Below are 12,017 nucleotides of genomic sequence, written 5' to 3' on the forward strand. Positions count from 1 at the left end.
ATGTTCAAAATAAAGGTGTGATAATTTGCTGACTATATGAGCGAAACTGCGTTATAGCAAGATATAAAATATGTTTTTACGAAGGGGGATAAGTAAAAAATTACTCATTCATTAAAGAGTGAAAATACGAAAGAGTACTTTTACTAATAGTGTCAGGTTTGGTGCTTTTTTGACTTGTAACTGTTTGAAAGTTATTAATATTTTTGAAGTGATTATTACTGTTTAAATCTCAACTAAAAAATGGAGAAGCTATAGGTAACTTCTCCACTTTTATTATTCATATTTAGTGATTTTTATAATATGTAAAGCAGGTTAACGCGCTGTTAAATCATTTCAGCATCTATATGGCGTATTAGGTTTGATACCCAATTAACATATTGGCGGTGAATCTTTTTGCCGTTGTAGTTTAAGTTAATAGAGTCTTTATAGTTGATTGAGTATGCCGTTTTGTCATACGCAATATCGACAGTTAATTGGTGTGTGCGAATATCCAGTACACCTTTTATTTTACCTTCACTCATAGGCGTACACTTCCAACCAAGCTGAATACATGCCTTTAGAATACCTTTTTCTACGTCAGCTTCGCTGTTGGTAATTGTTGATGTTTGTGGAATAGGGTTTTGTTCAAAGTCTCTTACTGCAACAGATGTTGAACAACCAGCAAGTACAGTAAGTGCTGCCGCTGTAAGTAAAATTGAGTACTTTTTCATAATAATCCTTTGTTTTAATTTCATCCAATTGTGTTGTCTCGCCAATATATGCGCGCTTAGGTGAGATTATCGGTAAATTTATAGATGAGTGCCAGCAGTAATTAGAAAATTTAGAGAGTTAACCGAGATTTATCTCGGGTATTAGCTTTATTTATGAACTAGTTAAAGTTGAATTATTTAAGCTATAGACCAAGGGTTAAAGCAAAATTATGTGTTGAAAGATTTACGTGAGCGATGACATGTTTTGAGGGGAACGCTCTTTTGTTATGTTTTAAATACTCCTATATTCGTACTTTAGTTAATTTTTTGTTAAACTATTGCGCTTGGTATAGTAAAACTAGTTAAAACTAATTAAAAGTTTTTAAAACAGGAAAAACAATGGAAGACATAATAAACAACATTGATATTAATCAATATTTACCCGCTGCAATTACGTGGGCAACCAACATATTACTAGCGATTGCAATTTTGCTTGCGGGCTTATGGTTAGCGGGCAAAGTACGCAATTTAATTATTGGCTTATGCCATAAATACACTCATCTTGATGACACGCTTTTTCGCTTTTTAGGCAGCATGGCTCGATACATCATATTAGCGTTCGTTATTATTGCTGTGTTAAATCGCTTTGGTGTACAAACAGCCTCTATTATTGCTTTGCTAGGTGCTGCGGGACTTGCTATAGGCTTGGCGTTACAAGGTGCAATGTCGAACCTTGCAGCAGGCGTTATGCTACTAGTTTTCAGACCTTATAAAGTGAATGACTTTATTGAGGCAGCAGGGCGTTTTGGTAAAGTAACAGAAGTAGATATGTTTACTACTATTTTACAAACGTTCGATAACCAACAGGTTATTATTCCAAATAGTCAAATTTGGGGCGCGCAAATTATAAACCATTCACATCATCCAATTCGTGGTGTGGATATGCATTTTGGTGTTGCTTACGGTGAAGATACAACGGCTGTACGTAAAGTTATAGATGGCGTACTTGCAGCGCACCCACACATACTAAAAGATCCCGCTCCTTTTGTTGAAGTAGAAACTCTTAACAACAGCTCAGTAGACTTTTTAGTAAGACCTTTTTGTAAGGGCGAGCATTACTTCGATATTCTTTACACGGTGCCAGAGTTAATTAAAAAAGCACTGGATGAAAACAACATCGAAATACCTTTCCCACATCGTAAAGTTATTTTAGTTAACGAAAGCAAAGATTAACTAAATTTAAAACGATTTAAACCTAAGGGCACTTTTAAAGTGCTCTTTTTTTGTGTGAAAAAGTTACATACCTGTGTAACCTTTTCTTTTATAAATCACCTCAAATACTACATTGTTATCTGTACAGCCCTTTTTTACTAGGTTGGATGGCTGGTCTTTATTTTGCATTTGCATAGTCGCTTTTAGCTTTAAAGCTCATAAAAACTATTGACCCATTAAATCAAACTGTATGAAGGACTAAACATGGCTGAATCATTTAAATACTCAGGTAATAAAGGGCATGGCGGTGAATTGCATCAAAAAGCGTCGGATGAACACCCTACTATGACTACCGCGCAGGGCTGCCCTGTAAGTGACGATCAAAACTCATTACGTGCAGGAAAGCGTGGCCCAGGATTATTAGAAGATCATATAATGCGCGAGAAGATCTTTCACTTTGATCATGAACGCATTCCTGAGCGTGTAGTGCACGCTAGAGGCTATGGTGCACACGGATATTTTGAAACTTACGACACGCTTGAAGATTTAACCTGTGCAGATATTTTTCAGCGAAAAGGTGAAAAAACCCCAGTATTTACTCGTTTCTCTACAGTTGCAGGTAATAAAGGGTCTCCAGATTTAGCACGTGATGTACGTGGTTTTGCGGTAAAATTTTATACCCAAGAAGGAAACTGGGATTTAGTGGGTAACAATATACCGGTATTCTTTATTCAAGATGCGATGAAGTTTCCAGACTTAGTTCATTCAGCTAAAGCCGAGCCTGATCGTGGTTTTCCACAAGCGCAAACAGCACATGATAACTTTTGGGATTTTGTGAGCTTATCGCCTGAGTCAATGCACATGGTTATGTGGGCAATGTCTGATAGAGCTATTCCACGCTCTTTACGCTTTATGGAAGGTTTTGGCGTTCATACCTTTAAATTTATTAATGCCAAAGGTGAAGAGAAATTTGTTAAATTTCATTGGAAACCAAAAGGCGGCATGCAATCTGTAGTATGGAACGAAGCACTTAAGCTAAATGGCGCAGACCCTGATTTTCATCGCAGAGATATGTGGGAATCTATTGGTAATGGCGACTTCCCTGAGTGGGAGCTAGGTGTACAGGTGTTTGATCAGCAATTTGCTGATGAATTTGAATTTGATGTTTTTGATGCCACTAAGCTTATACCTGAAGAGCAAGTACCAGTGCAAATTGTTGGCCGTATGGTGCTTGACCGTGTTGTAGACAACTTTTTTGCAGAAACAGAGCAAGTAGCATTTTGTACTCAAAACATTGTACCGGGGCTCGACTTTACACCCGACCCGCTACTGCAAGGTCGTAACTTTTCATACTTAGATACTCAAACTAAGCGTTTAGGTGGTCCTAACTTTACGCACATTCCGGTCAATGCGCCTAAATGTCCAATGCGTCATTTTCAGCAAGATGGCCACATGGCAATGCACAATCCAAAAGGGCGTGTTAATTATGAGCCAAACTCATGGAGCGGCGACGAAAACAACCCGCGCGAATGCCCAGTACATGGCTTTAAAAGCTCAGGCGAGCCTGAAGTAAGCGGCGGTGATAAACTGCGTTATCGCTCAGAAACATTCAGCGATCATTACAGTCAAGCCCGTCAATTTTATTTAAGTCAAACAGAGGTAGAGCAGGCGCATATTCAATCTGCGTACGTGTTTGAGCTGTCTAAAGTTGAGCATTTACCAATACGAGAACGTTTGGTATCGCACTTGTTAAATATTGACGAAACCCTCGCAAATAAAGTTGCCGAAGGACTTGGCTTGCAAGAAATGCCAGACCCAGCTGAAGCTGCTATGCCAACACGTAAAGACTTACCTGTATCTGATGCGTTAAGTATTTTGAAAAATGCGCCCAACACCTTCAAAGGCCGTAAATTAGGTATTTTAGTAAGTGATGGCTTTAATGCAGACATCTTTGAATCGGTTACCAATGCACTTAAAAGTGAAGGCGCAACCTTTGAAATTATTGCCCCACAAGTTGGCGGTGCTAAATGCAGTAAAGGTAAGCACTTTAAAGCTGATCAGGTTATTAATGGTGGTCCATCGGTTTTATACGATGCGGTACTTGTACTCACCACTGAAGAGGGAGCCGAAAAACTAGCTGCCATAGCAGAAGCTAAAGACTTTGTAAGTGATGCGTACGCACATATGAAATACATAGGCTACACAAATGAGGCTAAGCCTTTATTTAAAGCGGCAGGCCTTGATGGAAAAGTAGATAATGGTTGGATAGATTTAGAGGCACATTCAGCCGATAAATTTATAAATACATTACGTAATTTAAGATTCTGGAAACGTTAGTAAGCTCAATAATTAAAAAACCACAGCATGTAATTGTTGTGGTTTTTTTAGCTCACCTAGTTAAGGTATTAGTTCAAGCCAACAATAAAAATTGGATATATTATGAAGCTTAATGGCGCTTGTCACTGTGGCAAAGTGGTATTTACGGTCAACTCAAAACACCCTTATCCTTACAATTTATGTTACTGCTCTGTATGTCGTAAAACCGCAGGGAGCGGCGGGTTTGTTATTAATTTAAACGCGCAATACAGCACGCTTGAGGTTACAGGGCGTGAACACATAACTATTTATCATGCAAAAATAGGCGATAAAATCAGCCCTGCAGAGCGTCATTTTTGTAAGCATTGTAGTGCTAACTTGTGGTTATACGATGCACGTTGGCCTGAGCAAGTTCACCCCTTTGCTGGTGCAATAGATAGTGAGTTACCCATACCGCCAGAGCGCACTCATTTAATGCTTGGTAGTAAAGCAAGTTGGGTAAATGCGCCCATTAATGAAGGTGACAAGCAATTTGAAGAATACCCTGATGAAAGTATTGCTGCTTGGCATAAGCGTTTAAACCTCGAAAAGTAACGCAATTTTTTGTATGAGCTAAGCTTAAATTTAGGGGCAATTAAACGCATATTTAGTAAATTAAATATTAAAAATCACCGCGTAAGTAAAGGAGAATATTATGGCAGTCTCAGCAATACCAAAAGGGTTTCATTCAGTTACACCTTATTTAATTATGAATGACGCACAAAAAGCGATAGATTTTTATTGTGATGCATTTAGTGCTGAACACGTAATGCAAATGCCTTTACCTGATGGTGGAATAGCCCATGCAGAAATAATAATTGGTGATTCGCATATTATGCTTTCAGATATTGGTTCTGAAGAATATTTAAAAAGCCCAAAAGAACTCGGTGGTACAGCGCTAAGCCTTATGCTTTATGTTGAAGATGTTGATACCGTATTTAAAAAAGCAATTGAGCTTGGTGCAACACTAATAAGACCCGTACATGATCAGTTTTATGGTGATAGGACCGGCACACTACAAGACCCATTTGGTCATATATGGATCATTGGTACACACAAAGAAGATGTTAGTGACGAAGAGTTAAATATTCGAATTGGGAATATAACAAATCAAGAGCAAGACGCATAACTAGCATGCTAATTAGATTTATGTACCTTCCTAATTACGTTGACGGCTTTAATGGAAGGCTTGTAGCTTTTGCTTCAGCTTAACTAGGTTTTGCCTTGTTATCGAAACCGTTTTCTTACCTCAAAATAGCTCACTTAATTAAGCGAATTGGTATAAATTACTAGTTAAATTTTAGGCATAAAAAAACCTCAGCCAATAATTAGCTGAGGTTCAAAAAGTGGTACCAGCGGCCGGACTCGAACCGGCACTCCTTTCGGAAGGGGATTTTGAATCCCCCATGTCTACCAATTTCATCACGCTGGCATAATTTTTCTTTAATCTTTTAAGCATAAAAAGATAAAGAAAAACCACTTAAAATAAAAAGGATACTTATATACCTCTTATTCTGTATCCGCATTATACAAACAAAAGAGGGGGCGGCAAGCCTTTTCTTTTATTTACATAAACAACTGGTTGATAATTAATCGTTTATAGTAAAGATACTCAACAGGGAATTTTTTTAAGTCTTCTTGGGCTGATACAAAAAGCGAATGTAAAGCGAATGTTTTGGGTTATGAGTGCTATTAAATTTGTTATGCGATTGAATAAATAAGCAATTGAACTATTGATAATAGTTAATCGTATTACAATAATTATTCCCGCTTTATTCCGATGTTGCGCTTAATTCAGGTATTATTTGTACAACAAGGTTTTTAAGACATTATATATGACTCAATTAAGTGCCAAACAGAACATTCAATCGATTGTTAAAGCAATTAAGGCAGAGGAAGCATCACTTCGTCAAAAGCACCCGTTACTTGCACATCAAAATACCTTAGGGTTAATTATTTTATTGCTATCGCTTAGCGCATTAATTGGTGTTGGTGTTTTATATTATTTAGCCATCATACCTGCTTGGGTATGCATAGTACTTGCGGCTATTGCTGCATCTATTTCCCATGAGTTAGAGCACGACCTTATACATAAACAATATTTTAGTAATCAGCCGTTCATGCATAATTTTATGATGCTAACAGTATGGTTAATGCGGCCAAATACTATTAGCCCATGGTACCGACGTAAAATGCATTTACACCATCACAAAACCTCAGGCACACAACAAGACCTAGAAGAACGCTTGGTGGGTAACGGTATTAAAAATCCATTTTTACGTGCGCTAGTTATTGTAGATGGGTTATTAGGGTTAGTTATTTCTACTAAACGTTTTAGAAAAGAAATTAATGGCTTTAGTTTTTCGAGTGTTTTTAATGCGGGGTTTCCGATAGCGACTGCGTATTTTGCCGTTTTATACAGCGTTATTGTATTTCATACCGTTGATTTATTTATACCACTTTCGCTAAATTCACCTAGTTGGTTGTTAAGTACAATGAGTGTGTTTGAATTTTTAATGGTCGTACTTATTGTGCCCAATATTATTCGCTCAAGTTCACTTAATTTTGTTACCTCAAGCATGCATTACTATGGCGGCGTTGATAATATGCTTGAACAAACACACGTACTAACTAGCCGTTTATTTATGCCGTTTCACTTGTTTTGTTTTAACTTTGGTAAAACGCATACTATCCACCATTTTGTGCCAAATCAGCCGTTTTATTTACGCCAAATGCTAAGTGAAAAAATACTTAAAGTAATGGCGCAACACAACGTGCGCTTTAACGATTTTGACAGCATAAAAAATGCTAACGCATTTAAATAATTACCCCAACATAAGGGGGGGTTCTACATTGCTATTCTTATTTTATAGTTTGAATAGCAATTATGTACCAAGCCTATTACTCGTTAACTTCTTCTATCCACCACCGCGCTTATTAAAACTCACTTTACGTGCGTTGGTTGACTATTCAATGCCATTTTTAAATCAATAAACACAAAAATGGTAGGCTTAATTAGTGCTAAATCTTCAAACTAAAAATAGATAAAACCAGTGAAAAGTAAAGTGGCCCCCCATAGTTGGGCATCTAGCTTAAATGGGATTGATTATTGTAGAGCCTTCAGTAATAGTGGTTATAGAGCGAACTAATTATGTTCTCAATAATACATAAGGGCTCGTGCTCATCAATATTATAAAACCAATAAATATAATAAGGACAAACAGGATGAAAAAATCACTAATTTCAATAGCGCTAGGCTTTGCTGCCCTTAGTGCGCTCAATGCCAATGCAAACATTGATCAGCAAGTTAAAAAGATAGAGCAACAGGTTATTGATTGGCGACGTGATTTTCATCAAAACCCTGAGCTTGGTAATCGCGAAACCCGCACAGCAGGTATCGTAGCTAAGCACTTAAAGTCGCTGGGTATGGAGGTACAAACGGGGATTGCTTATACAGGCGTTGTGGGGTTATTAAAAGGCGCAAAGCCTGGTCCAACAGTAATGCTACGTGCAGATATGGACGCGCTGCCAGTTACTGAAAAAGCCGATGTTGATTTTAAATCAACTAAAACCACTAATTACCGTGGTGTAGATGTAGGCATAATGCATGCTTGTGGGCACGACACGCACGTGGCTATGCTAATGGGCGCTGCACAAGTGCTTGCAAACATGAAAGATGAGCTACACGGTAATATTATGTTTGTATTTCAGCCTGCAGAAGAAGGCGCACCAGAGGGGGAAGAGGGTGGCGCTGAGCTAATGCTTAAAGAAGGCATATTTAAACAATACAAACCAGAAGCTGCTTTTGGGTTACATATAACATCTAGTTTGCACAGCGGTGAAATTGGTTATAGAAGTGGCCCTGCAATGGCCAGTGCAGACCGATTTGAAATAACTGTACATGGCAAGCAGGCACACGGCTCTGCACCGTGGACTGGAGTTGACCCTATTGCTGCTGCCGCGCAAATAGTAACTGGCGTTAATCATATTGTTAGTCGCCAAATTAACATTACCAAAGAGCCTGCTATTGTCTCGTTTGGAAAAATAGCGGGAGGCGTACGCAATAATATTATTCCTGAAGAAGTAGAAATGGTGGGTACAATTCGTAATTTTGATATGGATAATCGTGCACAAATATTTGAAAAAATAAAAACCACAGCCACGCACATTGCTAAATCGTCAGGTGCTACTGCAGAGGTACACATTCACGAAGGTTATCCGGTAACGATTAATAACCCAGAGCTAACCGCGCAAATGTTACCTAGTCTTAAAAAAGCAGCAGGTAATGGAAACGTAGTTGAAATGGGAAAAATAACCGGCGCAGAAGACTTTTCGTTTTACGCATTAGAAGTGCCAAGTGTATTTGTGTTTTTAGGCGGCACACCAAGTGAGCAAGATTTAAATACAGTGGCTAGTAATCACTCACCTTATTTTTATGCCGACGAATCGTCGTTTAAAGTAGGCACTAAGGCGCTTAGCCTGTTAGCTGTTGATTATTTAAACGCACATTAATACCAACTCGCAATAATACATAATCAATTTGAGGGATTAAACCGCACGTTAACTTCGTTAAAAATATCTCATATAGAACAACTAAATAACGAAATTTTTGCCTTGTTATCGACACGGTTTTCTTACCTCAAAATAGACAACTTAATTAAGCGAATTGGTATAAAAATAGCTTAAACACACCACGTTACGCTATTAGCTTAACGTGGTATTGCTGTTTTATTTAAAACATCGGATCATGTTTGTAGCACTTGCTCAACTTTTAAAAATCACTTTCAAAAATTAAAAACCTAACCGAATATACAAATGAACCGGCGAGCAGTTTTTTTATATTTTAAAAATAATGAATCGATATTGCCGGTCTTATATCTCGATTCAATCTTCATAAGCATTAAGGATTTAAATAATGGAAATTACTGGAAGCTGTTACTGTGGTGAAATTAAATACCAAGCAAAGTCTCAAAATAACAACGCACTTGTTTGCCATTGTAGCGATTGCCAACGTATGTCGAGCGGCCCATTTAGAGCAGTTATAATTGCAGAGCTAAATTCGGTAGTATTTACCCAAGGTGAGCCAAAAGAGTTTGTTAAAACAGCGCAAAGCGGTAACAAGCGTGCGCAAGGTTTTTGTGGCACATGTGGTACAACACTTTATGCAACTAACGAAGCTAAAGCTGAACGTGTATATGGCTTGCGTATTGGTGCGGTTGATCAGCGTGAACAGTTTACGCCAACAGCACAAATTTGGGCTAAATCAACATTGAGCTGGTTGAGCGGCTTACACGAAGTACCTGCGTTTGATACAACCCCACAAAACTAGTTAGTTGGAGTTATTAGTAATACTGATCAAAAATCACTTTTTTAGTAAGCGGTTTGAAATTTATTTAACCAAATGACTGTCTACTTATAAGTCAGTCATTTGGAGAATAATATGTGTAGTTCACCTAAAAGCAGCCGAGCAGTTAAAAAAACAGCCATTAGTTTTAATGATGAGCTTACTCAAGAACAGCGTTTACGTTTTGCTGCAAAGGCTAATTTAGCGCAAGAGCGCCGTGAACAGCGCGAAGCGACTAATAAACGCTATGAGCAAAAACACACGAGCAACAAAACTTCGTCTGGTTTATTTTCGTGGTTACAGCAGCTAGTTAGCTGATTTAGCTAAAGTGGTGTTTTTACCACTGCCTAAACCACATAATGCACACAGTACTCCGGCAATAGCACACAGCCATAATGGCGCACTCCAACTGCCTGTTGTAGTGTGTAATGCACCAGCTAGCATAGGACCAATAGCCGCGAGCAAATAACCTACGCTTTGCGACATACCTGAAAGCGACGCTGCTTGTTGCGAATCATCGGTTCGTAAACTAATAAACGACAGCCCTAATATAAAACACGCCCCAGAGCAAAAGCCCAGCATTAGGGTCCAAACAAAAGCAAAGTTAGGCATGTAAAGTAGCCCCAATGCACTGAGTGCACTCAGCATGGCTAAAATAAAGCTAAGCGCGCTTTGATCTTTTAATTTGGCAAGTAACGGAATTAATATTAAACCCGGTAATGCAGTCGCTATTTGAAAAGCCCCATGATAAGCACCTGCTTGCGTGGCACTTTGGCCAGTTTCGATTAATATACTGGGTAACCACGTGATAATTATATAATTTAAGAATGAGTTTAAACCCAGCAGTAGGGTAATTTGCCATGCTAGTAAATAACGCCATACACTTTTTGAAGTGTCAGCGTGTTGAGCAATACTCGCGGGTTTTGTGTGTTTACTTAATTGCGACATCCATATAATAATACTCGCCAGAGTAATAAGAGCTGATGAGCCCAGCGCAAGTTGCCATCCTAATCCGTTTAACTGACTAAGCGGAAATACCAAAGTGGAAAACCCACCCGATACCACGCCCATAGTAAGCACGTAGGCTGAGGTCATTAATGCAACCTTTGCAGGAAAGTCGCGCTTAATTAAACTTGGTAATAATACGTTTGCAATGGCAATACCCACACCAATAATAGCGGTGCCCACAAAAAGCATGGCTGAGGTATTTATTACCCGCGCTGCAACCCCAGCAAGTATAAATAACAAAGCTACAAACAAGGTGCGCTCTAACCCCTGCTTTTTAGCAAGAGTTGCGGCCATTGGCGATACAACCGCAAAGGCAATGAGTGGCAATGTTGTTAAAAACCCAGCTTGCAATGCGCTAAGCCCAAAGTGATTAATAATTTGTTCAAGCACAGGTGCAATACCTGTAAATGTGGCGCGTAAATTTGCGGCAATAAGTAATATGCCAAGCACAAGTAATATGCCAGCAAAGCGTGATTTAGGTGTGTTATTTAACAAAAGGGAAGACCATTAAAGCTAATACTTAATGGGCGCTAGTATAAAGGCTTAGCAAAAACTATAATTTAGAGATAATGACATTAAATAACTAAAAACAGACAAAACTATGTTTGATGCAATTGGTTGGGACGACATTAAAAATTTTGAAACTATGGCGCAGCCCATAATAGCCAAAATAGAGCACGCCCATGCAAGTCACGAAATACCACTACATACCCATCCTAAAGGGCAGTTAATTTTAGCGCTACATGGTTATGTAACGTGTGAAGTGTCAGCCAAAATGTGGATGGTGCCCACGCACAGTGCAATTTGGATCCCAGCACAAAAGGTGCATAGCAATAGGGCGTCTGATAACGCGCAGCTTTGTCATTTATTTATTGATAGTAGTAAAAACGGTATGCCGCTAAATACCTGTACGTTAGCTATTACGCCGTTAGTTAAAGAGCTAATGTGCGAGTTGGCTGCGCATAATCAGCACTATACTTTAAATAGTAAAACAGCACGTTTAGCGCAGGTGTTATTTGATCAACTTATTGAAATGCCAGTACAACCACTCGATTTTGTATTATCTAAAAATGAGGTAATTCAAACTATGAGCGATCAGCTCATAAACAAGCCAAACAATCGAAAAACACTACCACAATGGGCTAAGCAGTTTGCATTAACTGAGCGCACATTAGCGCGGTTAATTAAAAAAGAAACAGGTATGACATTTGGAAAGTGGCGTACGCAATTGCATATAATTACAGCCTTAAAAGCGCTTTCTGATAAGCAAAATGTGCAGCAGGTGTCGGAGTTATTAGGGTATGAATCGGTTAGTGCGTTTATTACTATGTTTAAAAAGGTGATGAAAAAGTCGCCCATGAAATACATGAGCGACTTAAATCAGTTAAATTAGGCTAGCCCTTAAATTA

General features: G+C 38.6%; 11 protein-coding genes and 1 tRNA gene. 9 read left to right on the top strand and 3 right to left on the bottom strand.

Translation table 11 applies throughout. The features are described from left to right. Positions 1 to 323: 323 nt before the first annotated feature. Positions 324 to 710 (bottom strand): hypothetical protein, encoded by a 387-nt coding sequence (locus I6E72_RS11545; protein ID WP_007581468.1) that lies wholly within the window; start codon positions 708 to 710, stop codon positions 324 to 326. Between the two features lie 378 nt (positions 711 to 1,088). On the opposite strand from I6E72_RS11545, the gene I6E72_RS11550 reads away from it, so the two are divergent. The 4 genes from I6E72_RS11550 (at position 1,089) to I6E72_RS11565 (ending at position 5,385) form a co-directional block, all read left to right on the top strand. Continuing rightward, positions 1,089 to 1,922, top strand: a complete 834-nt coding sequence (locus I6E72_RS11550; RefSeq protein ID WP_007581470.1) for a mechanosensitive ion channel family protein — start codon at positions 1,089 to 1,091, stop codon at positions 1,920 to 1,922. 243 nt (positions 1,923 to 2,165) lie between these two features. Beyond that, on the top strand, positions 2,166 to 4,238 hold the full coding sequence (locus I6E72_RS11555) for a catalase (RefSeq protein WP_197112373.1): 2,073 nt from the start codon (positions 2,166 to 2,168) through the stop codon (positions 4,236 to 4,238). A gap of 102 nt (positions 4,239 to 4,340) precedes the next feature. Then, positions 4,341 to 4,811 (top strand): GFA family protein, encoded by a 471-nt coding sequence (locus I6E72_RS11560; RefSeq protein ID WP_197112375.1) that lies wholly within the window; start codon positions 4,341 to 4,343, stop codon positions 4,809 to 4,811. Positions 4,812 to 4,911: 100 nt separating this feature from the next. Then, positions 4,912 to 5,385, top strand: a complete 474-nt coding sequence (locus I6E72_RS11565; RefSeq protein ID WP_197112377.1) for a VOC family protein — start codon at positions 4,912 to 4,914, stop codon at positions 5,383 to 5,385. Positions 5,386 to 5,603: 218 nt separating this feature from the next. Here I6E72_RS11565 and I6E72_RS11570 read toward each other — a convergent pair. Beyond that, positions 5,604 to 5,688: transfer RNA gene (locus I6E72_RS11570), tRNA-Leu, on the bottom strand. A gap of 403 nt (positions 5,689 to 6,091) precedes the next feature. Here I6E72_RS11570 and I6E72_RS11575 point away from each other — a divergent pair. The 4 genes from I6E72_RS11575 to I6E72_RS11590 all read left to right on the top strand — a co-directional run bounded on the left by I6E72_RS11575 (position 6,092) and on the right by I6E72_RS11590 (position 9,918). Further along, positions 6,092 to 7,081 carry a fatty acid desaturase gene (locus I6E72_RS11575; protein ID WP_197112379.1) on the top strand — a complete coding sequence of 330 codons (990 nt, stop codon included), beginning with the start codon at positions 6,092 to 6,094 and terminating at the stop codon, positions 7,079 to 7,081. Between the two features lie 400 nt (positions 7,082 to 7,481). Beyond that, positions 7,482 to 8,768, top strand: coding sequence for an amidohydrolase (locus I6E72_RS11580; RefSeq protein WP_197112381.1), 1,287 nt, complete (start codon positions 7,482 to 7,484; stop codon positions 8,766 to 8,768). 403 nt (positions 8,769 to 9,171) lie between these two features. Continuing rightward, positions 9,172 to 9,585, top strand: coding sequence for a GFA family protein (locus I6E72_RS11585; protein ID WP_197112383.1), 414 nt, complete (start codon positions 9,172 to 9,174; stop codon positions 9,583 to 9,585). 111 nt (positions 9,586 to 9,696) lie between these two features. Further along, positions 9,697 to 9,918 carry a hypothetical protein gene (locus I6E72_RS11590; RefSeq protein WP_007581505.1) on the top strand — a complete coding sequence of 74 codons (222 nt, stop codon included), beginning with the start codon at positions 9,697 to 9,699 and terminating at the stop codon, positions 9,916 to 9,918. On the opposite strand, the gene I6E72_RS11595 is transcribed toward I6E72_RS11590, so the two are convergent. Next, positions 9,907 to 11,103, bottom strand: a complete 1,197-nt coding sequence (locus tag I6E72_RS11595; protein ID WP_197112385.1) for an MFS transporter — start codon at positions 11,101 to 11,103, stop codon at positions 9,907 to 9,909. The genes I6E72_RS11590 and I6E72_RS11595 overlap by 12 nt on opposite strands. Positions 11,104 to 11,209: 106 nt before the next feature. Between I6E72_RS11595 and I6E72_RS11600 the strand changes: the two genes are divergently transcribed. Continuing rightward, positions 11,210 to 12,001: an AraC family transcriptional regulator gene (locus tag I6E72_RS11600; RefSeq protein ID WP_121953945.1), complete on the top strand. Its 792-nt coding sequence runs from the start codon at positions 11,210 to 11,212 to the stop codon at positions 11,999 to 12,001. Positions 12,002 to 12,017 lie beyond the last annotated feature (16 nt).

Source organism: Pseudoalteromonas sp. NSLLW24 (assembly GCF_015864725.1).
Classification (GTDB): Bacteria; Pseudomonadota; Gammaproteobacteria; order Enterobacterales; family Alteromonadaceae; genus Pseudoalteromonas; species Pseudoalteromonas arctica.